The 26,095-nt window shown below is 65.1% G+C and carries 24 protein-coding genes; 11 read left to right on the forward strand and 13 right to left on the reverse strand.

Annotation, left to right across the window (positions count from 1 at the left end):
- The first annotated feature begins 77 nt into the window (after positions 1 to 77).
- From HPT29_RS12170 to HPT29_RS12180, 3 genes are read left to right on the forward strand one after another with little or no spacing between them, the layout of a single operon-like run.
- The gene (locus HPT29_RS12170; protein ID WP_173950387.1) at positions 78 to 911 is read left to right on the forward strand and encodes an ABC transporter permease; all 834 of its coding nucleotides are present in this window, start codon (positions 78 to 80) and stop codon (positions 909 to 911) included.
- The gene (locus HPT29_RS12175; protein WP_173950388.1) at positions 908 to 1,789 is read left to right on the forward strand and encodes an ABC transporter permease; all 882 of its coding nucleotides are present in this window, start codon (positions 908 to 910) and stop codon (positions 1,787 to 1,789) included. Before HPT29_RS12170 ends, HPT29_RS12175 begins: the two co-directional genes overlap by 4 nt.
- Positions 1,790 to 1,803: 14 nt before the next feature.
- On the forward strand, positions 1,804 to 2,646 hold the full coding sequence (locus HPT29_RS12180) for an endonuclease/exonuclease/phosphatase family protein (RefSeq protein WP_173950389.1): 843 nt from the start codon (positions 1,804 to 1,806) through the stop codon (positions 2,644 to 2,646).
- Between the two features lie 449 nt (positions 2,647 to 3,095).
- Here the strand turns inward: HPT29_RS12180 and rpmG are convergent, their stop codons facing one another.
- The 5 genes from rpmG to parE form a co-directional block, all read right to left on the reverse strand.
- Positions 3,096 to 3,263 carry a 50S ribosomal protein L33 gene (gene rpmG, locus HPT29_RS12185; RefSeq protein ID WP_173950390.1) on the reverse strand — a complete coding sequence of 56 codons (168 nt, stop codon included), beginning with the start codon at positions 3,261 to 3,263 and terminating at the stop codon, positions 3,096 to 3,098.
- A 205-nt stretch (positions 3,264 to 3,468) separates the two neighbouring features.
- Positions 3,469 to 4,194 (reverse strand): NUDIX hydrolase, encoded by a 726-nt coding sequence (locus tag HPT29_RS12190; protein WP_210272501.1) that lies wholly within the window; start codon positions 4,192 to 4,194, stop codon positions 3,469 to 3,471.
- Entirely contained in the window at positions 4,172 to 4,654 is a 483-nt protein-coding gene (locus HPT29_RS12195) for a DUF983 domain-containing protein (protein WP_173950392.1), read from the reverse strand. The genes HPT29_RS12190 and HPT29_RS12195 overlap by 23 nt, the downstream gene beginning before the upstream one ends.
- A gap of 15 nt (positions 4,655 to 4,669) precedes the next feature.
- Entirely contained in the window at positions 4,670 to 6,991 is a 2,322-nt protein-coding gene (gene rnr, locus HPT29_RS12200) for a ribonuclease R (RefSeq protein ID WP_173950393.1), read from the reverse strand.
- Between the two features lie 402 nt (positions 6,992 to 7,393).
- Positions 7,394 to 9,454 carry a DNA topoisomerase IV subunit B gene (gene parE / locus HPT29_RS12205; RefSeq protein ID WP_173950394.1) on the reverse strand — a complete coding sequence of 687 codons (2,061 nt, stop codon included), beginning with the start codon at positions 9,452 to 9,454 and terminating at the stop codon, positions 7,394 to 7,396.
- Between the two features lie 245 nt (positions 9,455 to 9,699).
- Between parE and HPT29_RS12210 the strand changes: the two genes are divergently transcribed.
- Entirely contained in the window at positions 9,700 to 9,888 is a 189-nt protein-coding gene (locus HPT29_RS12210) for a hypothetical protein (protein ID WP_173950395.1), read from the forward strand.
- Here HPT29_RS12210 and HPT29_RS12215 read toward each other — a convergent pair.
- The 3 genes from HPT29_RS12215 to HPT29_RS12225 form a co-directional block, all read right to left on the reverse strand.
- Positions 9,885 to 10,382 (reverse strand): MgtC/SapB family protein, encoded by a 498-nt coding sequence (locus HPT29_RS12215; RefSeq protein ID WP_173950396.1) that lies wholly within the window; start codon positions 10,380 to 10,382, stop codon positions 9,885 to 9,887. The two genes, HPT29_RS12210 and HPT29_RS12215, sit on opposite strands and share 4 nt — an antisense overlap.
- Before the next feature lie 5 nt (positions 10,383 to 10,387).
- Positions 10,388 to 13,081: a type I DNA topoisomerase gene (gene topA, locus HPT29_RS12220; protein ID WP_173950397.1), complete on the reverse strand. Its 2,694-nt coding sequence runs from the start codon at positions 13,079 to 13,081 to the stop codon at positions 10,388 to 10,390.
- A 137-nt stretch (positions 13,082 to 13,218) separates the two neighbouring features.
- Complete coding sequence (locus tag HPT29_RS12225) at positions 13,219 to 14,853, reverse strand: isovaleryl-CoA dehydrogenase (protein ID WP_173950398.1); 1,635 nt, start codon at positions 14,851 to 14,853, stop codon at positions 13,219 to 13,221.
- A gap of 109 nt (positions 14,854 to 14,962) precedes the next feature.
- Between HPT29_RS12225 and HPT29_RS12230 the strand changes: the two genes are divergently transcribed.
- From HPT29_RS12230 to dprA, 4 genes are read left to right on the forward strand one after another with little or no spacing between them, the layout of a single operon-like run.
- Positions 14,963 to 15,910, forward strand: a complete 948-nt coding sequence (locus HPT29_RS12230) for an aspartate carbamoyltransferase catalytic subunit (protein WP_173950399.1) — start codon at positions 14,963 to 14,965, stop codon at positions 15,908 to 15,910.
- 8 nt (positions 15,911 to 15,918) lie between these two features.
- The gene (locus tag HPT29_RS12235) at positions 15,919 to 17,211 is read left to right on the forward strand and encodes a dihydroorotase (protein ID WP_173950400.1); all 1,293 of its coding nucleotides are present in this window, start codon (positions 15,919 to 15,921) and stop codon (positions 17,209 to 17,211) included.
- 10 nt (positions 17,212 to 17,221) lie between these two features.
- Positions 17,222 to 17,824, forward strand: a complete 603-nt coding sequence (gene plsY, locus HPT29_RS12240; protein WP_173950401.1) for a glycerol-3-phosphate 1-O-acyltransferase PlsY — start codon at positions 17,222 to 17,224, stop codon at positions 17,822 to 17,824.
- 3 nt (positions 17,825 to 17,827) lie between these two features.
- Positions 17,828 to 19,015 carry a DNA-processing protein DprA gene (gene dprA / locus HPT29_RS12245; protein ID WP_173950402.1) on the forward strand — a complete coding sequence of 396 codons (1,188 nt, stop codon included), beginning with the start codon at positions 17,828 to 17,830 and terminating at the stop codon, positions 19,013 to 19,015.
- Between the two features lie 333 nt (positions 19,016 to 19,348).
- Here dprA and HPT29_RS12250 read toward each other — a convergent pair whose 3' ends face one another.
- Positions 19,349 to 20,275 carry an AEC family transporter gene (locus tag HPT29_RS12250; protein ID WP_173950403.1) on the reverse strand — a complete coding sequence of 309 codons (927 nt, stop codon included), beginning with the start codon at positions 20,273 to 20,275 and terminating at the stop codon, positions 19,349 to 19,351.
- Between the two features lie 159 nt (positions 20,276 to 20,434).
- Here HPT29_RS12250 and arfB point away from each other — a divergent pair, with 159 nt between their 5' ends.
- Complete coding sequence (arfB, locus tag HPT29_RS12255; protein ID WP_173950404.1) at positions 20,435 to 20,857, forward strand: alternative ribosome rescue aminoacyl-tRNA hydrolase ArfB; 423 nt, start codon at positions 20,435 to 20,437, stop codon at positions 20,855 to 20,857.
- A 70-nt stretch (positions 20,858 to 20,927) separates the two neighbouring features.
- Here arfB and HPT29_RS12260 read toward each other — a convergent pair whose 3' ends face one another.
- The 4 genes from HPT29_RS12260 to epmA all read right to left on the reverse strand — a co-directional run bounded on the left by HPT29_RS12260 (position 20,928) and on the right by epmA (position 23,993).
- Entirely contained in the window at positions 20,928 to 21,290 is a 363-nt protein-coding gene (locus HPT29_RS12260) for a hypothetical protein (protein WP_173950405.1), read from the reverse strand.
- 98 nt (positions 21,291 to 21,388) lie between these two features.
- Positions 21,389 to 21,769 carry an SPW repeat domain-containing protein gene (locus tag HPT29_RS12265; RefSeq protein WP_173950406.1) on the reverse strand — a complete coding sequence of 127 codons (381 nt, stop codon included), beginning with the start codon at positions 21,767 to 21,769 and terminating at the stop codon, positions 21,389 to 21,391.
- Between the two features lie 113 nt (positions 21,770 to 21,882).
- Positions 21,883 to 22,932 carry a lysine-2,3-aminomutase-like protein gene (locus tag HPT29_RS12270; protein ID WP_173950407.1) on the reverse strand — a complete coding sequence of 350 codons (1,050 nt, stop codon included), beginning with the start codon at positions 22,930 to 22,932 and terminating at the stop codon, positions 21,883 to 21,885.
- Positions 22,929 to 23,993: an EF-P lysine aminoacylase EpmA gene (gene epmA / locus HPT29_RS12275; RefSeq protein WP_173950408.1), complete on the reverse strand. Its 1,065-nt coding sequence runs from the start codon at positions 23,991 to 23,993 to the stop codon at positions 22,929 to 22,931. The genes HPT29_RS12270 and epmA overlap by 4 nt, the downstream gene beginning before the upstream one ends.
- Positions 23,994 to 24,098: 105 nt before the next feature.
- On the opposite strand from epmA, the gene efp reads away from it, so the two are divergent.
- On the forward strand, positions 24,099 to 24,701 hold the full coding sequence (gene efp, locus HPT29_RS12280; RefSeq protein WP_173950409.1) for an elongation factor P: 603 nt from the start codon (positions 24,099 to 24,101) through the stop codon (positions 24,699 to 24,701).
- 138 nt (positions 24,702 to 24,839) lie between these two features.
- On the forward strand, positions 24,840 to 26,024 hold the full coding sequence (locus tag HPT29_RS12285; protein WP_173950410.1) for an aminotransferase: 1,185 nt from the start codon (positions 24,840 to 24,842) through the stop codon (positions 26,022 to 26,024).
- The last annotated feature ends 71 nt before the right edge of the window (positions 26,025 to 26,095 follow it).

A 26,095-nucleotide genomic window follows, 5' to 3' on the forward strand; every position in this document is an offset into this window, starting at 1 on the left:
GGCAGGCGGCCCGAACGACGGGCTGCCTGCACGACACCATGTCCGATGCTCCATCGTGACCGGAACAGTCCCACATCATGGCGAAACCGTCACTCCTCGGCCTCCTGCTCGTCGCGCCGGCACTCGCGATGATCGGCGCGCTGTTTCTCTACCCGCTCGGCTTCTCGCTCGCGGCAGCCTTCACGGAGCCGGGAAGGGGCCTGTCGCTCGCGCACTTCCAGAAGGCCTACGAGCTCTATTCGACGGACATTCTCTTCACGCTCTTCATCGTGGTCGTCTCGACCCTTCTGACCGCTCTGGTCTCCATCGCGATAGCGGGCATCCTCACGCTCGGTGAGACGCCCTGGCTCGTTGCGGCTTTGCGAGCCCTCTATCGCTGGCCGCTCTTCATTCCGTTCATCGTGGCGGCCCAGTGCATGCGGACCTTCCTCGCCAAGAACGGCCTCATGAACAATTCCTTCGTGGCGCTCGGGCTGATGGAGCCGCTTCAGGCCACGAGCCTTCTCGATTGGCGCGGCATCATCATCACGTTCGTGTGGAAGCAGGTTCCGTTCGTGACGCTGATGCTGGCCGGAGCCATGGCGTCGATCGACCGCGCCACCATCGAGGCGGGACGGAATCTCGGGGCCTCGCGGATCCGGGTTCTCGTCGAACTCGTCCTGCCACAGGTGGCTCAGACGCTCCTCGTCGGCCTCGTCCTCTCCTTCGTCACCATGCTGTCCGTCCTGTCGGTTCCGATGATGGTCGCGGGCTCGCAGCCCACCATGCTCACCGTCGACATGGCGTTCCGCATCAATTCCTATGGCGATTACGCGACCGCCAACGCACTCGGCGTGATCTCCTATGCCATCGCGGGCACGGTGGCGTGGATCTATCTCCGCCACAGCGTGAAGCGCGAGGTGCAGGCATGAGCGGCAAGATCCAGGCTTCGTCCGCCCTCCCGCTCGCCGAGGCAGGTGCCCGCCCTGAGTCCGGAAGAAAGTTCTGGGCGTTCGGATCCACCGTCCTGAAGGTTGCGGGGCTTGCAGCGTTCGCTTTCCTGCTGTTCGGCCCTCTCGCCAATCTCGTCCTCTGGTCCGTGGCGGAGCGGTGGTACACGCCGTTCAAGCTGCCTGTTTCCTACGGTCTCCGCTACTGGGAGGTGGTCTTTCGTCCGACCGGCGACGCCATGACGTCGCTGATGACGAGTGTCGGCATCGCCTGCCTGACGGTCATGGTGGCACTCGCCGTCTCGGTCCCGGCAGGCTATGCACTGGCCCGCCTCAAGCTGCCCTGGCGGACGGCTCTGATGATCCTGTTCCTGCTGCCTCAGGCGTTCCCGTCGGTGGCAATCTACATCAACGTGGCTCGGGTCTTCTACAGCATCGGGCTCACCGGAACGATCACCGGCGTCGTGCTGGTGCATGCGGCTCACGGCCTGGTCTATTCAGTATGGATCGCAGCCGCAGCCTTTGCGGCCGTCGACCGGGACCTCGAACTTGCGGCGCGCAATATCGGCGCCTCGCCGCTACGGACGTTCTTCACCGTGACCCTGCCTCTCGCGGCACCCGGAATCATGGCGAGCGCGATCTTCGTTTTTCTCGAATCGCTCGACGAGTTCACCGGGACCTTCTTCGTCGGTGTCCCTCAGGTGACGACGCTCCCGTTGCTTCTCTACAATGCGAGTATGGGCGGCAACTACCAGATCGCCTCCATCACAGCTCTCATCCTGCTCGTTCCCTCAGTGGTCTTCATGCTCGTCATTGAGCGCTTCCTGAAAGCCGACGTGCTGAGTAAGGTCGGTCAGTAGGGAAGCGGCGCGGCATGCTCAGAATCATCACCTGGAACATTCAATGGGGCTTGGGGATCGATGGGACCGTCGATCTGCGAAGGCTGGTGGACGAGGCGCGCGCCATTGCTGACTTCGACGTGCTCTGCCTCCAGGAGGTCTCGGACAACTTTTCCGATCTCAAGAGCAATGATGGAGGAAACCAGTTCGCCGAACTGGCGGGGCTTCTCCCGAACTACACGGCCGTGGAGGGCGTGGCGCTCGATATACCGGATGGGGCAGGGCGCCGGCGGCGCTTCGGCAACATGATCCTGTCCCGCCAGCCGGTTGGGCAGGTGCTGCGCCATACCCTGCCGTGGGAGGCCGCCCCGACCCGCAACATGCCGCGTCTCCTTCTGGAAGCGACAGTCGAGACGCCGTCCGGGCCTCTTCGCGTGATGACGACGCATCTGGAATACTCGTCCGACAAGCTCCGGCGGGCGCAGGTCGAGGGTATCCGTGAGGCCCATCGCTGTGCCTGCGAGCGCGTCGCCACCCCGCGCGAGGACGGGCCGGGCACCTATGCGCGTCTCCCCACTTCGGCATCCGCCGTCCTGACCGGCGACTTCAACATGCGTCCGCCGGATCCGGTGAAGCAGCGAATCTCGGAGCATTTCGACCATGAGGTGCCTGCCCTTCTCGATGCATGGCAGGTGGTGCATGGAGCCCAACCGTACCCGACTTCGTTCTGCCTTTTCGAACAGTCGAACGGGCCGCCCCATTGCTGCGATTTCGTGTTTGTGACCGACGACATTGCTCCTCGGGTCAGACGCATCTCCTACGACCAGGAGACGCAGGCCTCCGATCATCAGCCTGTCTTGCTGGAGCTCGATCTCTAGCCGGCTGGCCGCGATGAGGGCGGTCTCCGGCAGGTGCATCTCATCCCCAGCGCCGCTGTCGTCGGCCGCAATGTCCCACACACGATGATGCCGCCTGAACCTCCATGTGCCGCCGGGCACATCGCTGTGCTCCATTCGGTCCTATCGTGCGCTGCGTTCAAACAGGGGCTGACGCGCTTCAGCGGCCCCAAGGGTACAAAGGGGGCCTGCCATGGACCAGACCAGAACAGCGGCACATTCGAACAGGCTGACAGCGGCAGAGTGGATGATCGTTGCCACGTCTCTCGCATTCATCACGCTCTGGCTCGGGATATCCTTCTCCTAAACGGCGGTTTCGCGAGCCCGGCGAATCTCGCCCGTCCACATCCGCCTTGAGCGCTGCCGAAAACGAAAAAACCGCCCGGCGTGGGGCGGTTCTTCGGATGGTTCGGAAGCTTGACGTCAGCCGATCACTTAATCTTGGCTTCCTTGAACTCGACGTGCTTCTTCGCGACCGGGTCGTACTTCTTGAAGCTCATCTTCTCGGTCATCGTGCGCGAGTTCTTCTTCGTCACGTAGAAATAGCCCGTGTCGGCGGTGGAGACGAGCTTCACTTTGATCGTTGCGGCTTTGGCCATGGTCGGGACCTCTTGTTCGGTTCGGGCGCTCGGTTGGCCCCACGGCATGGCCGAAACGCAAAGGCCGGGCGAACCCGGCCGGAAAATCGTGTCGTTCCCATGCCTGATTATGGGCGGGCAGTCAAGGGAGAAGGGGACCTTCTCGGTGCTTTCCGGGCCCCTGACGGCGACGTGGCGGCCGAAAACCCTCAGGGAGAGCACCGATTCACAGAAGCTCCCGCACGAAACGGCCGCGCTGCTGGTGGAAGAAGGGGACCGGCAGCTCATGGGTGAAGCCGGCGGCGATTCTGGCCTCCAGTTCACCCAGGATCACGGTCGTGATCGGCGGGAGATCGAGAGCCTTGGCCTGGGCGATGGTCACCCAGGCGAGCTCCACCAGTTCGGCCTCCGGTCCGACCACGCCCTCCACCTCCGCGGCGATGGATGTCCGGTCGGCAGCGAAGAACCGCGTATCGAACCGTCTGACGCGTTTGGGAGGCGTAATCGCCCGGCCGATGAAATGCAGAGCCTCGAGATCCGGAAAGACGCCGTGCTCCTGGAAAGCGACCCAGGGGGTTCCGGCGGGCGGGCTCTCGGGTGCACCATAATCCTTCGTCCCGAGGAGAAGGCCGGTCTCCTCGAAGGTTTCGCGAATGGCCGCCAACGCCAGGGCCCGGCTTCGCTGGGCCGACGGGCGTGCGATCCGCCCCATGAGCGCCCGTTCAGCGCGAGGGTGGAGCGCGCCGGCGACCGTCATGGATCGGTCCCCGGCCTCGATCCGTCCGCCCGGGAAGACGAATTTTCCAGGCATGAACTTCAGTCCCTCATGGCGCTTGCCCATGAGGACCTTCGGGCGCTTGCCCTTGCGGTCGATGATGATGAGGGTCGCGGCGTCGACGGGACGGAGCGTCGGGAGCGTGGGGTTGGTCTCAGCGGAAACGAGGCGATCCATCCTCGCCAGGGTCTCGGTGTCCGTCACGGGCATGGTCCTCGTCGGCGTTCGTCTTGGCTCGGTCAGCCCCGAAACCGTGCATCCCTAACGCGTATTGCAGCCCGACGACAGCGCCTTTCACTGGCTGGAGCAGGGCGAGGCACAGGATCAGCGTCAGTGCCGGCCAGGTCGCAAGGTGCACCCACATGGGCATCTCGAGCCTGGTTTCGGTCATGAGAATGCCGTAGCCGATCAGGTGCCCCACGAGGAAGATCACGATGTAGGGCGGCAGGTCGTCGGCCCGGTGATGGTGAAACTCCGTTCCGCAGACCTCGCAATGATCCACGACCTTGAGGAAGCGACCGAAGAGCCGCCCCCCGTTGCAGGCCGGGCAACGACCCATGAACCCGCGCCTCATGGCCGGAATGGCCTTCACCTCATGCTGACTGGCCGGGGAGGCGGTCTCGATCGTCAACGACATCAGTCGATCCTTCCATCAGCCGCGTTCGCGCCGCTTGACCTTCACGCGCGTCGGGGAGCGTCCCCTCGGGGACGGCCCGGCACCCGCCTTTGCTCCGCGCGAGGGGCGCTTCGCGCCCTTTCGCGACGGGCCGCTCCGGCCGGTGAAGCGCCCCTTCGTGAGGATCTCGAAGCGCAGCGCGCCGGCGACGGGCGCCGCCTCGACCAGCTTCACCTCCACCTTGTCGCCGAGACGATAGGTTTCCCCCGTGTCGTCTCCGCGCATGGAATGGCTCTTCTCGTCATAGCGGTAGTAGTCGTCGCCGATCGTGGCCGCCGGAACGAAGCCGTCCGCTCCGGTCTCGTTCAGCTTGATGAAGAGGCCCGCCTTCGACACCCCCGAGATCTGTCCGGAGAATGTGGCGCCGATCCGGTCGGCAAGGAAGTGCGCGATCAGGCGGTCGATTGTCTCACGCTCCGCCGCCATGGCGCGACGCTCCGCGGCCGAGATCTTGGCGCTGATCTCGATCAGTTCGGCCCGGGTCGTGTCAGGCGGCAATCCATCCCGGCCCAGCTTGTTCGCGGCGATCAGCGCCCGGTGGACGATCAGGTCAGCATACCGGCGGATCGGAGAGGTGAAATGGGCATAGCGCCGGAGGTTCAGGCCGAAATGGCCGTAGTTCTCCGCCGAGTATTCGGCCTGGGACTGGGAGCGGAGCACCACTTCGTTGATGAAGAGCTGGTGCTCCGTGTCCGCGACGCTGCGCAGGATGCGGTTGAACAGTTCGGGCTTCAGTGCCCCCTGGCTCGGGAGCTTCAGCCCGATCGAGGCGAGCACCTCGCTCAGCGACCGCATCTTCTCGAGCGAAGGCTCATCGTGGACCCGGTAGATCAGATCGGAATCGGCCTTTTCCAGGCTCTCGGCCGCGGCCACGTTGGCGAGGATCATGAACTCCTCGATGAGCCTGTGCGCCTCGAGCCGTTCCGGAACGAACACGCGGTCCACGGTGCCGTCGGGATTGAGCACGATCTTGCGCTCGGGCAGGTCGAGGAACAGCGGCTCGCGGATATCACGGGCTTTCTTGACCAGCTCGTAGCCGGCCCAGAGAGGTTTGAGGATCGTGTCGAGGATGGGCTTCGTCACGTCGTCAGGCCGGCCGTCGATGGCCGCCTGGGCCTGCTGATAGGACAGCTTCTCCGCCGAGCGCATCATGATCCGGTGGAAGCTGTGCCGAATCTTCCGACCGTCGGGACCGATCACCATGCGAACCGCGAGGGCAGGGCGGTCCTCACGCGGCCGCAACGAGCACAGGTCGTTGGAGATACGCTCCGGCAGCATCGGCACGACACGGTCGGGGAAATAGACCGAGTTTCCGCGCTCCTGCGCCTCCCGGTCCATGGCCGAGCCGGGGCGCACATAGGCCGCCACATCGGCGATGGCGACCGTCAGGATGATGCCGCCCTCATTGTTCGGATCATCGTCCGGGACGGCATGGACCGCATCGTCATGGTCCTTCGCATCAGGCGGGTCGATCGTGACCAGGGGCAGGGTGCGCCAGTCCTCGCGACGGTCCAGGGTCACGGGCTTCGCGCTCGCGGCCTCGTCCAGCACCGCTTTCGGGAAGTCGTTGGGAATGTTGTGGGCGTATATCGCGATGAGGCTGATGGCCTTCTCCGATTGGATCGTGCCCAGGCGCTCCTTCACCTTGGCCGTAGGAAGGCCGAAGCGCCCGTGCTTCACCACCGCCACGGAGACCAGGTCGCCGTCCTTCGCCTCGCCCTCGTCGCCAGGTCTGATCTGGAGTTCCTGGTCGCGCGCCTTCTTGTCGACCGGCACGAGCCGGCCTCCGCCTTCCGGTAGGGCTCGGAAGAGGCCGAGCACCTGCGCCTGCTTCTTGGCGATGATCTTGATCACGCGGCCGGAATAGCGGTGGATGTCGCCGGGCTTGAGCGGGTCGACCCGCAGCAGAGCCCGGTCGCCCACGCCCGCGACGGGCATGCCGGGGCGCGGCTTGCGCGGGGACAGGATGATGATCGTCGGGATGGAGCCGTGCTCCTCCTCGTCCCATTCGGTCGGGACGGCAATCAGCTCGCCGTCCTGGTCCCGCCGGGTGATGTCCGCCAGAACGACCGGGGGGAGCTGGCCGGCCTTGTGCATCGTCTTGCCCCGTCGGTCGAGGATACCCTCATCCTCCAGGTCCTTGAGGATCTGCTTGAGCCAGATCCGGTCGTCGCCTTTGATGCCGAAGCGCTGTGCGATCTCCCGCTTGCCGACCTTGCCCTGCGCATGGGAGATGAAGGACACCACCTCCTCGCGGGAGGGAAGGGACGGCTGGTCGGCTTTCGGACGTTTGGGCAAGAGGAGTTCTCGTCGGGTTCGCGGGGTCTTGTCGCATGCAAGCGTGGCGGCGGCTAGTCCGTTCGGTCCGCCATGCTGAAGACGTTCCCGCGCGGCAAGAGATCCACGGAGGTGGAAGCGATTCGACCAAAAAATAAGGCCCCGAAATCGGAGCCTTTGAGGGACCGGCCCGTGGGGGCAGAATGAGCCGGTGAGCTTGTAAAACGCCCTGAACCGGGGTTGGTTCCAAAGATTCGGGAAAATTTCGAAAAATTTTCGGCGGCCCGAGGAGTACCCTGAGCCCGTCATGGCCAGGCTTGCTCTAGCCAGTCCGATCCTGAAGAGCACAGGGCGTTGCCGACTGCGATCACCGGCACAAGGTCGGTGATGACATTGTACGGCGGACGCTCGGGCCGAACGGGACTAAATATCCAGATCGGCCTCGTCGGCGAAGGCGGCGCGTTCCTGGATGAAGGCGAAGCGGGCTTCGGGCTTGTTGCCCATCAGGCGCTCCACCGCGTCGCTGGCCTCAGGCTTGTCGTCCGCCTCCACGATGACCTTCAGCAGCAGGCGCTTCTTCGGGTCCATGGTGGTTTCCTTGAGCTGAGCCGGCAGCATTTCGCCGAGGCCCTTGAAGCGGCCGATTTCGACCTTGCCGTTGCCCTTGAACACCGTCTTCATCAGCTTTTCCCGGTCCGCGTCGTCCCGAGCATAGGCCGATTTCGAGCCCTGGGTCAGCCGGTACAGGGGCGGGACGGCCAGGTACAGATGCCCATCGTCAATGAGCTTCGGCATCTGGCGGTAGAAGAAGGTGATCAGCAGGGACGCGATATGGGCGCCGTCCACGTCCGCGTCGGTCATGATGACGACCTTCTCGTAGCGCAGGTCGGTGGACTTGTAGTGGGAGCCCGTCCCGCAGCCCAGAGCCTGCACGAGATCGGAGAGCTGCTGGTTTTGGTGCAACTTCTCCCGCCCGGCCGAGGCCACGTTCAGGATCTTTCCCCTTAGCGGGAGCACCGCCTGGGTGGCACGGTCGCGGGCCTGCTTGGCGGAGCCGCCGGCCGAATCGCCCTCGACGATGAACAGCTCGGAGCCCTTGGCGCCGGCATTGGAGCAATCCGCGAGCTTGCCCGGCAGGCGCAGCTTGCGGGTCGCGGTCTTGCGGGCGACTTCCTTCTCCTGGCGGCGGCGCAGACGCTCCTCCGCCCGATCGATGACCCAGTCGAGCAGCTTGTTCGCCTGTTGCGGGGCTGCCGCGAGCCAATGGTCGAAGGTGTCGCGGATCGCGTTCTCGACGATGCGCCCCGCCTCGACGGTCGCGAGCTTGTCCTTGGTCTGGCCCTGGAATTCGGGCTCGCGAATGAAGACCGACAGCATGGACGCGCAGGTGGCCATCACGTCGTCGGTCGTCACTGCCGCCATGCGCTTGGACTGGCCGACGCGCTCCGCGTGCTCGCGCAGGGCACGCAGGAGGGCGATCCGCAGTCCATTCTCGTGAGTGCCACCCTCAGGCGTCGGGACGGTGTTGCAGTAGGAGGTCGAGAACCCGTCCTCGTTGGTCATCCAGGCGACGGCCCATTCCAGCGAGCCATGGCTGCCGGGCTTGGTGATCTTGCCGGCGAAGATCTGATCGGTGACCAGGTCCTTGCCCTCGATGTCGTGGAGCAGGTAGTCCTTCAGGCCGTTCGGGAACTTGAAGGTGGCTTCCGCGGGAACGTTCTCCACGCCTTCGATCAGGGATGGGGCGCATTTCCACCGGATCTCGACACCGCCGAAGAGATAGGCCTTGGACCGGGCCATCTTGAACAGGCGGCGGGGCTGGAAATGCGCCTCCTTGCCGAAGATCTGCCAATCGGGCTTGAAGCGCACTTTGGTGCCGCGCCGGTTGAGCACGCGGCCTACCGTCTCGAGCTTGCCCTGGGGAAGGCCGCGGGCGAAGATCTGGCGGTACAGGGTCTGGCCGCGCGCCACCTCGACCTCGAGGATCTCGGACAGGGCATTGACCACCGACACGCCGACGCCGTGCAGGCCGCCCGAGGTCTCGTAGACCTTCGAGTCAAACTTGCCACCCGCGTGGAGGGTGGTCATGATGACTTCGAGAGCGGATTTCTTCGGGAATTTGGGGTGCGGGTCAACCGGGATGCCGCGCCCGTTGTCGGTTACCGACAGCCAGCCGCCTTCCTCCAGCTCCACCTCGATGAAGCTCGCGTGTCCGGCGACCGCTTCGTCCATGGAGTTGTCGATCACCTCGGCGAAGAGGTGGTGCAGGGCCTTCTCGTCCGTTCCGCCGATATACATGCCGGGACGGCGGCGGACGGGCTCGAGCCCCTCCAGCACCTCAATGGCCGAAGCGTCATAGCCGGCTTCCCCCGGAGTGCCCTGCTGGGGCGCTGGCCGGGACACCTTCACGGCGGCGTTGCGGGCCGAGGCAGGCGCGGCGCGCTTGGCGCTCGCGCCTCCGAAGAGATCGTCGTTGTCTGTCATTGGGACCTTGGTCCGGGATGATGATTCGCGCTTCTTTACACTATTTCTCATTCCGTTTTTATACGAGAACAAAACGGAAACAGGAAGGGCCTTCGAGCTTAAAGGGTGGACAAATGTTCAATCAGGTTAGGCCGTAAAGGTTACCAACGTTTCCCTCGAAAGGATGTCTTCCGGCTGTCACGAGGAACTGTTTAAATTCCATTCACGTTAAATGGTTAAGCATGAGCTTGACAGGAGAAACGGACGTGACGACGCGGACGACATTGGGACCGGCACAGAAGCTTCATTTGGACCGCGCCGCACGCAATGCCGGCGAAGCCTTCGCTTTCGACGAGCCGGATGTCACGCGCACCGCCCACCGATCCTACGGGTCGAGCCTGATCTGGCTCTCCATGGCGGCCGTGGCCATTTTGGGCCTCGGGCTCGTTCTCTAATCGTCCTCGTCAACCTCTTCGCTCCGGCCGAAGAGCCGAATCAGCACCTCCTCGATCCGTTTGCCGAACGTCAGAAGAAAGAGCGTGACCAGGGTGCCTGTAACCGTAATGAACCAGGCGCCCAAGCCTGCCGTCACGCCGAGGCCGGCCGCAATCCAGACGGTCGCCGCCGTCGTCAGCCCCTGAACCTGCATCTGGTCCCGACCGCGGAGGATCGCACCAGCGCCCAGGAAGCCGAGCCCGGTCATGATGCCTTGGACGACGCGGCTGACGGCATCCTGGCCAAAATGCAGTCCCTCATAGACCGAGCCGGACAGGATCACGAGAGCTGCCCCTAGGGCAACGAGACCGAGCGTCCGCATCCCAATCGGCTTGTTGTGGATGTCCCGGTTGATTCCGACCGTCATGCCGGCGATGGCCGCGCCGCACAGGCGCAGCATCATTTCAAATTGGTCGGCATACTCAACCGAGAGCCAGGACAGCCACTCCCGCATCCGGATCAGCCTGCCTTGGCGGTCTTCTTGGCTGGCGCCTTCTTGGCCACCGGCTTCTTGGCGGCCGCCTTTTTTGCCGCCGTCTTGGGAGCGGCTTTCTTCGCGGCAGGTGCCTTGGCGGCCACCTTCTTGGCAGGAGCCTTGCGACCGCGGGCCGCCTTCTTCGACGGGCCGGCGGCGCGACGCGCCTTCAGAAGCTCGACCGCCTCGTCCAGCGTCACCGCCTCCTGGGCCATCGTCCGCGGCAGGGTGGCGTTGGTCTCGCCGTCGGTAACGTAGGGGCCGAACCGGCCTGCCTTCACGACGATCGGCTTGCCGGATTCCGGATCGTCGCCCAGCGCACGGCCCGGATCGGCCGCGCCGCGGCGGGCGCCTCCGCCACCGCTCTCCTTCGTGACGATCAGGTCGATCGCCCGGTTGGCCCCGATCTCCAGCACATCGTCGCTGGGCCCGAGATTGGCATAGATCTTGCCGTGCTGAACGTAGGGTCCGTATCGGCCGATGCTCGCCAGGATCGGTTCGCCCGATTCTGGATGTGTCGCCACCTGGCGCGGCAACGCCAGGAGCTTCAAGGCCTTTTCCAGCTCGACCAGAGCCGGAGACAGCCCCTTTGGCAGGGACGAGCGCTTGGGCTTCTCGCCTTCGCCGAGCTGCACGAACGGGCCGAATCGGCCATCGCGCAAGGTAACTTCAAGCCCGGTCTCGGGATCGGTGCCCAGCACTTTCACGCCCGGCTGCCCACCATTCTCCGACGAGCCGTCGCCTTCGCCCTCGACGCCGTTGGCGGCGAGCTGGCGGGTGTACTTGCACTCAGGATAGTTCGAGCAGCCGATGAAGGCGCCGAACTTGCCAAGCTTCAGCGAGAGCTGCCCGGTGCCGCAGGTCGGGCAGGTGCGCGGGTTGGAGCCGTCGCCCTTGTCGGGAAAGATATGCGGCCCGAGAAGCTCATTGAGGGCATCGAGCACCTCCGTGGTGCGCAGCTCCTTGGTGCCGCCGATGGCGGCGGAGAAGTCGCGCCAGAAGTCGCGCAGCACCTGCTTCCAGTCGATCTCCGAATTGGAGATCCGGTCGAGCTGCTCCTCAAGGTCGGCCGTGAAGTCGTATTCCACGTAGCGGCGGAAGAAGCTCTCCAGGAAGGCCGTGACGATCCGGCCCTTGTCCTCGGGCACGAGCCGCTTCTTCTCGATACGCACGTATTCCCGGTCGCGCAGGGTCTGGAGCACGGCCGCGTAAGTCGAGGGGCGCCCGATGCCGAGCTCCTCCATGCGCTTCACGAGAGAGGCCTCCGAGTAGCGGGGCGGCGGCTCGGTGAAGTGCTGGGAGGCGTTGATGCGGCGGCGCTCCAGCGGATCTCCGGCCGTCATCGGGGGCAGACGTCCCTCGTCCTCGTCGCCTTCGTCGTCCTTGCTCTCATTGTAGAGGGTGAGGAAGCCGTCGAACTTGATCACTTGGCCGGTGGCGCGAAGGTCGAGCTTGCGCGGACCGACCCGGGCGGCGATCTCGGCCGTGGTCCGCTCGAGTTCGGCCGATTCCATCTGGCTCGCCACGGTGCGGGTCCAGATCAGATCGTAGAGGCGGGCCTGCTCCGGCTCCAGATACTTGGCCACGGCCTTCGGCAGACGGCCCATGTCCGTCGGCCTGATGGCCTCGTGGGCCTCCTGGGCGTTCTTGGCCTTGGTCGTGTACTTGCGGGGCACGGATGGCACGTAGCGGTCGCCGTACTCCTTGCCGATCACCCGGCGGGCGGCCTGCACGGCCTCCGGCGCCATGTCGACGCCATCCGTTCGCATATAGGTGATGAGGCCGACCGTCTCACCGCCGATATCGACGCCCTCGTAGAGACGCTGCGCGATGCGCATGGTCTGGGCCGGGGCGAGGCCGAGCTTGCGCGAGGCCTCCTGCTGCAGGGTCGAGGTGGTGAAGGGCGGATAAGGATGGCGCTTGGCCGGCTTGGCCTCGATGTTGGCCACCGAGAAGGTCGCCAGCTCTAGGTCCTTCTTGAAGGCTTCCGCGTCCTTGCCGTTGCCGATGTCGAGGCGCTGGATCTTCTTGCCGTCGGCGCCGACGAGCCGCGCGTCGAACACCCCGCCGTCTTTCGTGGCGAGCGTGGCGATCAACGACCAGTATTCCCTGGGCTTGAAGGTCTCGATCTCGAGTTCCCGGTCGCAGACCAGGCGCAGAGCCACCGACTGGACGCGGCCGGCCGAGCGGGCGCCCGGCAGCTTGCGCCAGAGAACCGGCGAGAGGGTGAAGCCCACGAGGTAGTCCAGCGCCCGGCGGGCCAGATAGGCGTCGACGAGCGCCTGGTCGATCTCCCGCGGCTGACGCAGGGCGGCCTGAACGGCGTCCTTGGTGATGGCGTTGAAGGTCACCCGCTCGACGGGCAGGTCCTTGAGGACGCGCTTCTCGCGCAGAGCTTCCAGGACGTGCCAGGATATCGCCTCGCCCTCGCGATCCGGGTCGGTGGCCAGGATGAGCTTCTCGGCGCCCTTGATCGCCTTGGCAATATCGGAGACCCGCTTCGAGCCCCGGTCCTCGAGCGTCCAGATCATGCGAAAATCGGCATCCGGGTCGACCGAGCCATCCTTGGCGGGCAGATCGCGGATATGCCCGAAGGAGGCCAGGACCTCGTAATCCTTGCCGAGATATTTGTTGATCGTCTTGGCCTTCGCAGGCGACTCGACGACGAGGACTTTCATGAACGACTTCCTAAAAGCGGGAGCAGGCAGACGCCCTGTCGCCAGGGCCGATGCGCCGGTCAGCCCCGGGCCAGCGCAGGGCGGGATAAGTGGTAGATGATTGCAGACAAGTCAAATCGGACTTGTACGTATGTTTCCTATATGGCCACGAATGCCCGCTCCAGCAAGGGATTCGCCGCTCCTCCGATGTCGTTGGCCCCGATCGTTCGCGACGGGGCGGCCAAGCGGGTGAGGGCATAAGCCTCGACTATCTGGGACGGAGCAGACCGGGTCAGGGCCGCGGCGGCAGCAAGGACGAAAAGCCGCTCGGCCACGAATCTGGCCTTCGCCTCCGGGTCGGTGGATTGCAGAGCCAGGACGATGTCACGGGCCGCATCCGAGGCGCCCGGAAGGTCGCCGGCATCGTTCATCAGGCGCTCCAGCACAGAGGCAGCAACCTCCGGCTCCCGGTTCTCGGCGCGGAGGATATCAAGGGCGATCACGTTGCCCGAGCCTTCCCAGATCGCGTTCACCGGCGCCTCCCGGTAGAGCCGCGACAGGGCGCTCTCCTCCACATAGCCGTTGCCGCCGAGGCACTCCATGGCCTCGTAGAGGAGGCGCGGGGCGGCCTTGCAGATGCCGAACTTGGCCGCCGGGGTCACAACGCGGGCAAAGGCGGCTTCGTGACCATCCGCCTGCTGAAGGTCGAAGCTGCCGGCCGCCCGCAGGGCAAGGGCCGTCATGGCCTCGCTCTCCAGTGCGAGGTCGGCGAGCACCATCCGCATGGCCGGCTGGTCGATAAGCCGCTTCTGGAACACCTTGCGGTGCCGGACGTGATGGGCGGCGAGCGCCAGTCCCATCCGGATGAGCCCGGCCGAGGCCACGGCGCAGTCGAGCCGGGTCAGCTGCACCATCTCGATGATGGTGCGCACCCCGCGACCTTCCTCGCCGATCCGCCAGCCGAAGGCCTCCCGGAACTCGACCTCCGAGGAGGCGTTCGAGCGGTTTCCGAGCTTGTCCTTCAGCCGCTGCAGCCGCAGGGCGTTGAGCGAACCGTCGGGCCTGAAGCGGGGAACGAGGAAGCAGGTGAGCCCGCCGGGCGCCTGGGCGAGCATGAGGAAGGCGTCGCACATGGGGGCCGACATGAACCACTTGTGACCCGTCAGCTCGTATTCGTCCCCGGCCTTGGGCGCAGCCCGAGTCGTGTTCGCCCGGACGTCGGTGCCGCCCTGCTTCTCGGTCATGCCCATGCCGAGCGTGACGGCATCCTTCTCCCAGAAGGGGATGAAGCGGGAATCGTAGACTCGTGAGCGGATTTTCGGCAGCCACTCCGCAAGCCGGTTCGGCGAGGCTGCAAGCGCCCCCACCGAGGCATGGGTCATGGTGATGGGGCAGACATGTCCGCTCTCGACGCCTGCCGCCGTGTAGAGCCGGGCCGCCCTCGCCACGTGGGCGTGGCTTGTCCCGGGCTCGTCCCAGGTCGAGGCGTGAAGGCCATCCTCCATGCTGGCCCGCATGAGCAGATGGTAGGCCGGGTGGAATTCCACCGCGTCGATCCGGTAGCCACGCGAATCGTGCGTGCGCAGCTTGGGCGGGTTCTCATTGGCGAGACGGCCGATATCGAGCCGCTCGGCGGATCCCCAGGTCCCGCCGAATTCAAGGAGCCGTTCTCCCTCGGTGTCGAGGCCACTCGCCTTCAAGGCATCGAGCAGGGGCTGGTTGGCGGCGATCAGGTTCACGTCACTGAAGGGCGGTGGCTGATTGAGAACGTCGTGGGTCTCGAACGCATGCATGGTGATCGCCCCTCGGCACAATCCCTCATGATTCTAGGGTCGAATGGCGTCCGGCGTAGAGACCCTGCTTGCCGCGGTTTCCCGGAGCGCCTATAGCCATCGCTTTAAGATGACTGACGCCCCCCGATCCGTTTTCCCCCACCGGCATCTCCTCGGCATCGAGGGGCTGTCTCCCCTGGATATTCAGGCGCTGCTCGATCTGGCCGACGAACAGGTCGAGGTGAGCCGCCAGATCGAGAAGAGCAAGTCGACCCTCAGGGGCCGGACGCAGATCAACCTGTTCTTCGAGGCCTCCACCCGCACGCAATCCTCCTTCGAGATCGCCGGAAAGCGGTTGGGCGCCGACGTGATGAACATGCAGGTCGCCTCGTCCTCCGTGAAGAAGGGCGAGACCCTGATCGACACGGCCGTGACGCTGAACGCCATGCGGCCCGACATCATCGTGGTGCGCCACCACGCGGCGGGCGCAGTTCACCTGCTGGCCCAGAAGGTCGATTGCGCAGTGGTTAATGCAGGCGACGGCGCCCACGAGCATCCGACGCAAGCACTGCTGGACGCGCTCACGATCCGCCGCAACAAGGGGCGGATCGAAGGCCTGACCGTGGCGATCTGCGGCGACATCCTGCATTCCCGCGTGGCGCGCTCCAACATGATCCTGCTCGCCGCCATGGGCGCGCGGGTGCGCCTCGTGGCTCCCTCGACCCTGCTGCCGCCCGGCATTGCGCGTCTCGGGTTCGAGACCTTCACCAGCATGGAGAAGGGGTTGAAGGATGCCGACATCGTCATGATGCTGCGCCTGCAGCGCGAGCGCATGAACGGCTCGTTCGTGCCCTCTGTGAAGGAATATTTCCGCTTCTACGGCCTCGATCAGGAAAAGCTCGCCTTCGCCAAACCGGACGCGCTCGTGATGCATCCCGGACCCATGAACCGGGGCGTGGAGATCTCGTCGGACGTCGCGGACGGGGCCCAGTCGCTCATCCGTGAACAGGTCGAAATGGGCGTCGCCGTGCGCATGGCGGTGCTGGAGGCTCTGGCGAGCCATCTGCCGAACCGGTGAGGCGCGTCATGAGCAACGGACTCATCCTCTTCAAGAACGCCCGTCTCATCGATCCCGCGAGCGACCGCGAGGAGCGGGGTGGCGTGCTGGTGCGCGACGGCCTCATCCAGGCGGTGGGACCGCAGGTGACCGAGGCTTCCGACGCGCAGGCGATCGATTGCGGCGGCCAAGTGCTGGCCCCGGGCCTCATCGACATGCGCGCCTTCATCGGCGAGCCCGGCGGGCCGTATCGCGAGACGCTGAAGAGCGCCGGCGAGGCCGCCGCCGCTGGCGGCGTCACCACAGTCGTGTCCATGCCCGACACCAGCCCGGCGCTCGACGATCCGGCGGTCATCGACTTCATCGTGCGCCGCGCACGCGACACCTCCATCGTCAACGTCCGCCCCGCCGCCGCCCTGACCAAGGGACTCGAGGGCCGGGAGATGGCCGAGATCGGCCGTCTCAGGGAGGCGGGCGCGATCGCCTTCACGGACGGTGCCCGCTCCGTGACGAACGCCCAGGTGATGCGCCGTGCCCTGACCTACGCGGGCGATTTCGACGCACTCATCATCCATCACGTGGAGGATCCCGACCTTGTCGGGCAGGGGGTCATGAACGAGGGCGAGTTCGCCTCGCGGCTCGGGCTCCCCGGCATTCCGCGGGAGGCCGAGACGGTGATGCTCGAGCGCGACGTCCGGCTCGTGCGCCTCACGGGCGGGCGCTATCACGCGGCGATGATCTCCTGCGCCGATTCGGCCGGGATCGTGCGGAATGCGAAGGACCGGGGGCTGCCGGTGACCTGCGGGGTCTCGATCAACCACTTGGCGCTCAACGAGAACGATATCGGCGATTACCGCACCTTCCTGAAGCTCTCGCCGCCCCTGCGCCACGAGGACGACCGGCAGGCCATGATCGAAGCTCTGGCCGATGGGACCATCGACGTGATCGTTTCCGACCACAATCCACAGGATGTGGAAAACAAGCGGCTGCCCTTCGCCGAGGCCGCCGACGGAGCCGTGGGGCTGGAAACGCTGCTCTCGGCCGCCCTTCGACTCGTCCATTCAGGTCGCCTTTCCCTGCCGAGACTGCTGCGTGCCATGTCCACGAGGCCCGCTGAGATTCTGGGGCTTCCGGCCGGGCGGCTCGCGGTGGGCGCTCCCGCCGATCTGATCGTCTTCGATCCGGACGCGCCCTACGTGCTCGACAAGCGACAGCTCAGGTCCCTGTCCAAGAATACACCCTTCGACGAGGCACGGCTGGAGGGGCAGGTTTCGACCACGATGGTTGCGGGCAGGGTGGTCTTTCAACGCGATACCATGTAACGAGAAGAGAATGTCCGACGAAGCCAACCTCCTCCACCTGCTGGCCGCCCTGATCTTCGGCTATCTGCTGGGCTCGATCCCATTCGGCCTGATCTTCACCCGCATGGCGGGCTTGGGAGACGTTAGGAAGATCGGCTCCGGGAATATCGGCGCCACGAATGTCCTGCGGACCGGACGCAAGGGCCTCGCGGCCGCGACCCTCGTGGGCGATGCCCTCAAGGGGACGGCGGCGGTGGTCATCGCCGCGCAATGGGGGCCGCAATTCGCCACCGTGGCGGCGCTCGGCGCCTTTCTGGGCCATCTTTTCCCGGTATGGCTCGGGTTCAAGGGCGGCAAGGGCGTGGCGACCTTCATCGGGGTGCTGATCGGGCTTAAGCCGGTCGCGGCGCTCGTCTTCTGCCTGATCTGGCTGGGCGTGGCGTTCGCGTCCAAGTACTCGTCGCTCTCCGCCCTGATCGCCAGCGCGGCGACACCGGTCGTCCTGTGGCTCCTGGGCGAGCCCGGCATGGCCGGCATCGCGGTCATCCTCGTGGCACTGCTTTGGTGGAAGCACAGCCAGAACATCAGCCGCCTTCTGGCCGGGACCGAAGGCAAAATCGGCCAGAAGGGATAAGGCATGATCCTCACGGATGAGCAGCGTCTCGATTGGCTTCGCCTCATCCGCTCAGAGAAGGTCGGCCCCCGCACGTTCCGGGCGCTGGTCAACCAATATGGAGGCGCTGCCGGGGCACTGGAGGCCTTGCCCGACCTCGCCCGTCGCAGCGGACGCCTGATGCTGAAGGTCTGCAGCCGGGCTGAGGCCGAGAAAGAAATGGCCGCCGCGGCGCGTCTTGGCATCCGGTTCATCGCCATGGGCGAGCCCGATTACCCGAAGACCCTTCAGGCCATCGACACCGCACCGCCGCTGATTGCCCTCCGGGGTTCGGCCGAAATTCTGGCCAAACCGTCGGTCGCCATCGTGGGGTCGCGCAACGCGTCCGCGTCAGGGCTGACTTTCGCCGAGCGCCTCGCACGGCAAATCGGCGAAGCCGGCTACGCTGTCGTGTCGGGACTGGCGCGCGGCGTCGACACGAAGGCCCACAAGGCGAGCTTGGCAACCGGCACCGTCGCGGTGTTGGCCGGAGGGCACGACCGGATCTATCCGGTCCAGAATGCACAATTGGTAGAGATCATCGTGGAGCAGGGTGGGGCTGTGCTCTCCGAGATGCCCATGGACTGGGAGCCTCGCGGACGGGACTTTCCGCGCCGGAACCGGATCGTGTCGGGTCTCTCCTACGGCGTGGTGGTCGTCGAGGCGGCGCGGCGCTCGGGTTCTCTCATCACGGCCCGCTTCGCCCTGGAGCAGGGACGCGAGGTCTTTGCCGTGCCGGGTTCCCCCCTCGATCCCCGCGCCGAAGGAACCAACGATCTGATCCGGGACGGTGCAACCCTGTGCGCCGGCGTCGAGCATGTGACGAGCGTCCTGGAGCCGCTGATCGCGTCTGGTCCCCGCCTCGATCAAAACGCCGAGGAGCCGATCCACATTCTCGGCTCGGAAGAGCTCTGGGACGAACTTGATCTTCCCGACATCCTGCGCGCACCCGTGCGCCCGATCATGCCTGAAGCCGGGGTGGACGAGGATACCGCTGACCGCCAGTCCGATCTTGTGGCGCTCCTCGGCCCTTCGCCAGTGGCGGTCGACGATCTGGTCCGGCAGTCCGGCCAGTCGATCCGCAACGTCCAGATGGCTCTCCTGGAGCTTGAGATCGCAGGACGCCTTGAGCGGCACGGGGGCAACGCGGTCTCGTTGATCGCCAATCCTTAACGGTCCTTGGCGGGGGCTTGGAGGGCCCGGACGGCTTCCAACCGTGCCATGTCCAGCAGGTAGGCCAGAAGGTCGAGCTTCGCCTCTCGAGCGAGGGAGGACAACACGGCAGAGAATTCCGAAATGTACTGAGCCGTCTCCATTACCGACGTGTCTAGACGGCCCGCATCGGCTGCCCGGTTCCCGTGCTGTTCATCCGCCAGGGGAGCTTTGAGAGATCGGTGCGGAGGTTTGGACATCGATGCCGACGCTGTCTCTTTGTTTCAATTCCTCTAGATAGCAGCACAACTAAAAATAAGACAAGGCCATTTAGTTAAGCCACAAGTTGTATAATTAGCTGAACACTGAGATCAGAAGTGGCATCGAGATCAGAGCCAACACGGTTTGCAGGGTGAGGATCTCGGCCATGAGACCCGCATTGCCGCCCATCTGGCGTGCCAGCACGAACGCGGCGCTGGCCGAGGGTACGGATGCTGCGACGATCGTCACGGTCAGGTCGTTGCCTTCCACGCCGATGAGACCCGCGTAGGCGACGGCCATCACAGGCATCAGAACGAGCTTGAGACCGGCTGTCAGCAGGTGGGGGACCCCTGGGCGGGCGAGCCTGCGGATGTCAAGACCCGCGCCAACGATCATCAGACCGGCCGCGAGCGCCGCGCGTCCCATGACGTCGATGTAGGCGGCCAGAGGCTTAGGCAGTGGCGGCGCCAGGACGTTCAGCAATAGGCCGATGGCGCAGGACCAGATGAACGGATTGGTCACGAACGAGCGGAGAATGTCCCATGGACTTTGCTTGGGCCTGCCGGCGAAGCGGATGAAGACGTAGAAGGCCAGCAGGTTGAGGAGCGGCACCATGGCCGCGATGGCGACGGCGATCAGGGCGATCCCCCGCTGGCCATAGAGGCTTCCGGCGACCGCCAGCCCGACGAAGGTGTTCCAGCGGGTTGCTCCCTGGAAGATCGACGTGAAGCTCGGTCCGTCGATCTTGAGTCTGCGTTCGAGGATGGGCCGCAACCCGAGCACCAGCACGGCCATGGTCAGAATGGCGCCGATCAACGCACCGCCGACGCCGAGGACGGGCACCGAGGTCAGATCGGCCCGGGAGAGGGTATCGATGATAAGGGCCGGGAAAAAGATCACATAGGTGACCCGCTCGAGACCAGACCAGTGCTGCTCGCTGACGAAACTCGTCGCCCGGCAGAGCCATCCGGTGGCGATGATCAGGAAGGTGGGGATCAGGCTGGCGAGGATGGCGGACATGGAGAGCCACGGGAGAGGCCGGATCATATGATCCGGAAAAGCGGGGTGTATGAGGCGCTTAAGACGTCCCGAGCCCATCGACAAGCGCCGGATAAGCTTGCATTGGAATTACGCTCTGATGCTCCACTTGTCTTAAATCCGTCCGGACCGAGGCCTTTGATGATCCAGGTGACGAATTCCATCGCCCTCGACGAGGCGGAGCTTCAGGAGAGCTTCATTCGCGCCTCAGGACCAGGAGGCCAGAACGTCAACAAGGTCGAGACGGCCGTCCAGTTGCGATTCGATGTCCGTAACTCCCCTTCGCTGCCGGATTTCGTAAAGGAGAAGCTGGAGCGACTTGCCGGCAGGCGCGTGACGAATGACGGCGTTCTCGTGATCACGGCACAGCGCTTCCGCAGTCAGGACCGCAACCGTGAGGATGCACTCGCGCGCCTGGTCGAACTGATCCGGCAGGCAACGGAGCGCCCCAAGCCGCGCCGGCCCACCCGTCCGACCCTGGCCTCGAAGAAGCGCAGGCTCGAGGCGAAAGGGCGGCGGTCCGAGATCAAGAAAGGGCGCAGCGGCAAGCCGGGCTTCGACTAGAGCAGCAGACCGAAAAATGGACCGACTTTTCGCTGATGCGGCCCGCTGGGCGGGTATGGTGTGCTCGGCGTCATCCCTGAAGGACGATGCCGCCGAACCCGAGGAGGTCGGCGAAGACAGCGAGCACCACGCCCAGGCCGACGAGGCTGAGCCCTGTGAGGAAGAACCGAACCGAGCGGTTGTACCGCTTGAGCTGGAGCGACGACACCAGGAGCAGATCGGCCAGGGCTTTGACCTGAAGGGCCAAGCCCATCGTGATCAGCGCGACCGATACCAAGTCTGAATTGGCCCAATCACCCGGCAGCGCCGACCAGCGACTCAGGAAGCTCAGGGAGAAGCCGACCACCACGCCGATCGCCGTGATCGAGCCGTTGCGGAAGGTGGAATCGACGCGCTGGGGCTCCTCGGCCGGCTTGACCGCATCGTTCGCCATCGTCGGGCTCCGCCTCCGGCAGGTTCCGATGATCCTGCTTCAAGGCGATCCTAGCGCACTTTCCCGCCAGGGTCCTCCCGCGATGGTCGAAAGGGTTCTCAACCGTAGTCGCGGCCCACACCGATCTCGGCCGAGCCGGAGACGGGGATCGTCGTCAGGGCGACGGCGATCTCGAACAGTCCGACGATGACATGGGGCCAGTGCACCTGATCCGCGAAGCCGAAGAGCCAGGGGGAGGCGGCCAGCAGCAGGCCGCCGGCCGCATCGACCCCCAGATGAGCCCGCATGGGGATGAGGCGTCCCAAGGACAGTTCGAAGTCGGTCATGAGGCTCGTGATCAGGATGGCGGCTCCAAGGATCATCGGCACCCATTGGGCCGGCCCGTTGTCGGCGAAGCCCAGCACGAACGGCGCCATGATCAGGGCGAGCCCGGTCAGGTAGTCGATGGCGCCATGGATACGGGTTGGAATGAAGCGCATGAACAATCCTCTTCCGACAGGGCTAGGTAAGGGTGCGCGAGGGCACCAGTCAAAGTCTGCCTGGCGGGCAATGTTCCCGAATGTCCTGCGCTAAGTATATGAGTTAACTTATGTTATTTCTCAGGCGGATAGGCGTGCTCGCGGCCCCTGTAGTCTGAGACCGAGTAGCAGCCCTCAGTGCCCCGGATCGCATCGGGACCGATGACCGCCTTGCCGTGGCCGCCCGGAATGTCGAGGATATAGGTCGGCTGGCACAATCCCGAGATCCGCCCGCGCAGACCAGCGACGAGAGCCCGGCCTTCCTCGATCGTCAGGCGGAAGTGGCTCGTCCCGGGAGCAAGGTCCGGATGATGCAGGTAATAAGGCTTCACCCGCGTTTCCACGAAGGCGCGCATGAGGGCCGCGAGCGTGTCGGGATCGTCGTTGACGCCCTTCAGCAGGACGGACTGGCTGATCATGACGATGCCTGAATCGACGAGCCGCGCGCAGGCGGTCCGCGCATCGTCCGTCAACTCGCGCGGATGGTTGGCGTGAAGGGCCACGTAGGCTGTCTTGCCGCTGGCCGTCAGAGCCGCGATCAGGGCATCGTCAATCCGCTCCGGCTCCACCACGGGGACCCGGGTGTGGAAACGAACGATCTTCACGTGATCGATGGCGGCAAGCCGCTCCATGATTTCCGCGAGACGACGAGGCGCGAGAACCAGCGGATCTCCCCCGGTCAGGATTACTTCCCAGATCTCCGGGTGACCGGCGATATAGGCGAAGGCTCTGTCCATGGCGTCCGGCGACAGGGTGCCGAGCCCCTGCGGCCCGACCATCTCGCGGCGGAAGCAGAATCGGCAATAAACCGGGCAGACATGGACGGCCTTGAGCAGGACCCGATCCGGGTAGCGGTGAACGATGCCTTCCACGGGACTGTGCGGGAGATCGCCGATGGGATCGGCGCGCTCTTCCGGCAGGATCGTCAATTCGGCTGCATCCGGCACGAACTGACGGGCGATCGGGTCATTCGGATCGTTCCGGTCGATCAGTCTTGCCATGGCGGGGCTGATCGCGACCGCGTAGCGCTCGGCCACGGCTTCGATCCCCGCGCGCTCTTCGGGCCCGACCAGGCCCGCCTCGCTGAGTTCGACAGGGGTACGGATGGGGCGGATCGCGTTCATTGGCTTGTCTCCGGCACGGGTGCCCAGAGCACCTGGTCGATGCGCGCGGCGCCGGTGGCGAGCATCACAAGGCGGTCGAAGCCGAGCGCGATGCCGCTCGCCTCGGGCATCCGGGCCAGTGCCGCCAGGAAATCTTCGTCCACCGGATAGTTTTCCCCGTAAATCCGCGTCTTTTCCGCCATTTCGGCCTCGAAGCGCCGCCGCTGTTCGGCTGCATCCGTGAGCTCGCCGAAGGCGTTGGCGAGCTCGACCCCGCAGGCATAGAGCTCGAACCTCTCCGCCACCCGCGGGTCGCGGGCAGTCGGGCGGGCAAGGGCTGCTTCCGCGACCGGGTACTCGTCCAGGATCGTGGCGCGACCGAGTCCGAGATTGGGCTCCACTCGTTCCACGATGACGCGACTGAACAGGTCCGACCAGGTGTCGTCCTCGGCCACCCGGATTCGCGCCGCCTCCAGGCTTGCGGCCAGATGGTCCCGATCCGTCGCGCCCTGCGGGTCGATGGAGGCGAGGAGGTCGATTCCGGCAAAGCGGTCGAACGCCTCGGCCACGCTCAGGCGCTCCGGCTCCTTGAACGGATCAGTCTCGCGGCCCCGCCAAGCGAGGCTGCGGGTGCCGGCGGTTTCCGCTGCCAGACGCAGGATCTCGGCGCAGTCTCGCATGAGAGCCTCATAGCTCTCGCCCGCACGGTACCATTCGAGCATGGTGAATTCGGGGTGGTGCAGGGGGCCGCGCTCCCGATTGCGGTAGACATGGGCGAAGCAGGCGATGCGGGTCTCGCCGGCCGCCAGGAGCTTCTTGCAGGCGAATTCCGGCGAGGTATGCAGGTAAAGGGGGGCCCGCGAGCCGTCGAGCCCGACGGCCTCCGTGGCGAAGGCGTGAAGATGCGCCTCGTTGCCAGGAGAGGTCTGGAGCGTGGCCGTATCGACCTCCACGAAGTCCCGTGAGGCGAAGAACGCCCGGAGCCCAGCCTGGATCCGGTTCCTGCTTAAAAGGAAGGGCCGGCGGTCCGCATGGACGTGGGGCGTCCACCAGGGGGAGGGGGAAGGTACGGGTCGATCCATTCCAAAGGGCTCATCAAGGTCGGACTGGCGATTTGCGCGAAGATAGGCTACTGCGGCTCGGAAAACCGTTTTCGGTGCTCCTGAAGGCTCGGCGACCCGACCCTCATGACGCGCCCCTATCTGTCACAAGGAAAGCTTCCCGTGAAGGTCATCGCCTCAACGCTCCGCAAAGGCAACGTCGTCGACATGGACGGCAGGCTCTATGTGGTTCTCACCGCTCAGAACATCCACCCCGGCAAGGGTACGCCGGTCACCCAGCTCGACATGCGCCGCATCTCCGACGGCGTGAAGGTGTCCGAGCGCTACCGAACCACCGAGCAGGTCGAGCGTGCCTTCGTGGAAGACCGCGAGCACACCTTCCTCTACGAGGACGGCGAGGGCTTCCATTTCATGAACCCGGAAACCTACGACCAGGTGACCGTGCCCGAGGACATCATCGGCGACCAGAAGGCCTATCTTCAGGAAGGCATGGCCGTGATGCTCTCGACCCATAACGGCGTGGCGATCGCCATCGAACTGCCGGCCCGCGTCACCCTCGAGATCACCGACACGGAGCCGGTGGTGAAAGGCCAGACCGCGTCGTCGTCCTACAAGCCCGCCATGCTGTCTAACGGCGTGCGCACCCTGGTGCCGCCCCACATCACGGCCGGCACCCGCGTCGTGATCATGACGGAAGACGGCTCCTACGTGGAGCGTGCGAAGGACTGACGGCCCGAGCCCTCGTCACCGGTCTTGTGCCGGCCTCGAGGGCCGACGGAACAATCAGGTCTTGAAGGGCAGGAGGTTTCGGTGGAAGGCTCGCCGGACGTCCTGCCCTTTTCTCTTATGTCGGAAGCGGATGGTTTCATGACGCGCGGTCTCGCGAACCCCATCAACCCTCTTGTTGCCGATGTCGGCTCTCCTCCGATTCCCGAAGCTCAGGCCTGGACCAAGCGCTATGACGGCTCCCTCGGCCCGCTGATCAACCTCTCGCAGGCCGTTCCGGGCAACCCGCCCCATGCCGATCTGCTCGCCCGGATGGGCGCTGCCGCGGGCTCTGCGGCAGGCTCGCAATATGGTCCGATCAATGGGGATGCGGATCTGCGTCAGGCCTACGCGGCGGATCTGTCCCGCTTGTACGAGGGCCGGATCGGGCCCGAGGACACGGCGGTGACCGCCGGCTGCAACATGGCGTTCTTCGCCGCCATGATGCTGCTCGCGCATCGCGGCGAAGCGGTATTGCTGCCGACGCCCTGGTACTTCAACCACCAGATGACCCTCGACATGCTCGGCATCGAGCCGCGCCCGCTGCCGTGCCGGGCGGACCATGGGTTCGTGCCCCGCGTGGAAGATGCGGAACCTCTGATCGACGAGAAAGTCCGGGCCATCGTTCTCGTCACCCCCAACAATCCCACAGGGGCCGTCTATCCCGCCCACGTGATCGAGGCCTTCGCTCAGCTCTGCGCCAGACGTGGCATTTATCTCGTGATCGACGAGACTTACCGGGACTTCCTGCCGCAGGGCATGAACCGGGCGCACGGTCTGTTCATTGGCGAGGAATGGCGCAAGACGGTTGTTCAGCTCTATTCCTTCTCGAAATCCTACGCGATCCCGGGGCACCGCACCGGAGCCGTCACGGCCGATGCGGCGCTCATCGAGCAGATCGCCAAGATCCTCGACTGCATCCAGATCTGTGCACCTCGAACCGCCCAGGCTGCACTGCCCTGGGCCATCGACGCCTTGCACGACTGGCGCGAGGACAACCGGGCCGAGATCAACCGGCGTGCACAGGTTTTTCAGGAGGCGCTCGCTCCACTGCCGGAATGGACGATCGACTCGGTGGGAGCTTATTTCGCCTATCTGCGCCACCCGTTCCCGCAGGCCAAGGCCCAGCAGGTTGCGGAGAAGCTCGCGACGGAGAGAGGGGTTTTGTGCCTGCCGGGGAGTTATTTCGGGCCCGGGCAGGAAGAGCATCTGCGCGTTGCCATCGCCAATGTCGGGGCCGATGTCTTGAAGGGGCTCACGGAGCGCTTCAAGGGGTTCCGGCTCTGACCGTCCCGGAAGAGGTAGGGTACAATCTGCGGCGCTTGCCCTTGGCAGGACCGCACGGCGATGGTTACTCT

The sequence above is a fragment of the Microvirga terrae genome, from assembly GCF_013307435.2.
In the GTDB taxonomy this organism is placed as follows: Bacteria; Pseudomonadota; Alphaproteobacteria; order Rhizobiales; family Beijerinckiaceae; genus Microvirga; species Microvirga terrae.

Bases quoted from the DNA above. Each gene is read 5' to 3' on its own strand.
- HPT29_RS12170 (WP_173950387.1), top strand. From the start codon at position 78: ATGGCGAAACCGTCACTCCTCGGCCTCCTGCTCGTCGCGCCGGCACTC.
- HPT29_RS12175 (WP_173950388.1), top strand. From the start codon at position 908: ATGAGCGGCAAGATCCAGGCTTCGTCCGCCCTCCCGCTCGCCGAGGCA.
- HPT29_RS12180 (WP_173950389.1), top strand. From the start codon at position 1,804: ATGCTCAGAATCATCACCTGGAACATTCAATGGGGCTTGGGGATCGAT.
- rpmG (WP_173950390.1), bottom strand. From the start codon at position 3,263: ATGGCCAAAGCCGCAACGATCAAAGTGAAGCTCGTCTCCACCGCCGAC.
- HPT29_RS12190 (WP_210272501.1), bottom strand. From the start codon at position 4,194: ATGGATCGCCTCGTTTCCGCTGAGACCAACCCCACGCTCCCGACGCTC.
- HPT29_RS12195 (WP_173950392.1), bottom strand. From the start codon at position 4,654: ATGTCGTTGACGATCGAGACCGCCTCCCCGGCCAGTCAGCATGAGGTG.
- parE (WP_173950394.1), bottom strand. From the start codon at position 9,454: ATGACAGACAACGACGATCTCTTCGGAGGCGCGAGCGCCAAGCGCGCC.
- HPT29_RS12215 (WP_173950396.1), bottom strand. From the start codon at position 10,382: ATGCGGGAGTGGCTGTCCTGGCTCTCGGTTGAGTATGCCGACCAATTT.
- topA (WP_173950397.1), bottom strand. From the start codon at position 13,081: ATGAAAGTCCTCGTCGTCGAGTCGCCTGCGAAGGCCAAGACGATCAAC.
- HPT29_RS12225 (WP_173950398.1), bottom strand. From the start codon at position 14,853: ATGCATGCGTTCGAGACCCACGACGTTCTCAATCAGCCACCGCCCTTC.
- HPT29_RS12230 (WP_173950399.1), top strand. From the start codon at position 14,963: ATGACTGACGCCCCCCGATCCGTTTTCCCCCACCGGCATCTCCTCGGC.
- HPT29_RS12235 (WP_173950400.1), top strand. From the start codon at position 15,919: ATGAGCAACGGACTCATCCTCTTCAAGAACGCCCGTCTCATCGATCCC.
- plsY (WP_173950401.1), top strand. From the start codon at position 17,222: ATGTCCGACGAAGCCAACCTCCTCCACCTGCTGGCCGCCCTGATCTTC.
- dprA (WP_173950402.1), top strand. From the start codon at position 17,828: ATGATCCTCACGGATGAGCAGCGTCTCGATTGGCTTCGCCTCATCCGC.
- HPT29_RS12250 (WP_173950403.1), bottom strand. From the start codon at position 20,275: ATGTCCGCCATCCTCGCCAGCCTGATCCCCACCTTCCTGATCATCGCC.
- arfB (WP_173950404.1), top strand. From the start codon at position 20,435: ATGATCCAGGTGACGAATTCCATCGCCCTCGACGAGGCGGAGCTTCAG.
- HPT29_RS12260 (WP_173950405.1), bottom strand. From the start codon at position 21,290: ATGGCGAACGATGCGGTCAAGCCGGCCGAGGAGCCCCAGCGCGTCGAT.
- HPT29_RS12265 (WP_173950406.1), bottom strand. From the start codon at position 21,769: ATGCGCTTCATTCCAACCCGTATCCATGGCGCCATCGACTACCTGACC.
- HPT29_RS12270 (WP_173950407.1), bottom strand. From the start codon at position 22,932: ATGAACGCGATCCGCCCCATCCGTACCCCTGTCGAACTCAGCGAGGCG.
- epmA (WP_173950408.1), bottom strand. From the start codon at position 23,993: ATGGATCGACCCGTACCTTCCCCCTCCCCCTGGTGGACGCCCCACGTC.
- efp (WP_173950409.1), top strand. From the start codon at position 24,099: ATGACGCGCCCCTATCTGTCACAAGGAAAGCTTCCCGTGAAGGTCATC.
- HPT29_RS12285 (WP_173950410.1), top strand. From the start codon at position 24,840: ATGACGCGCGGTCTCGCGAACCCCATCAACCCTCTTGTTGCCGATGTC.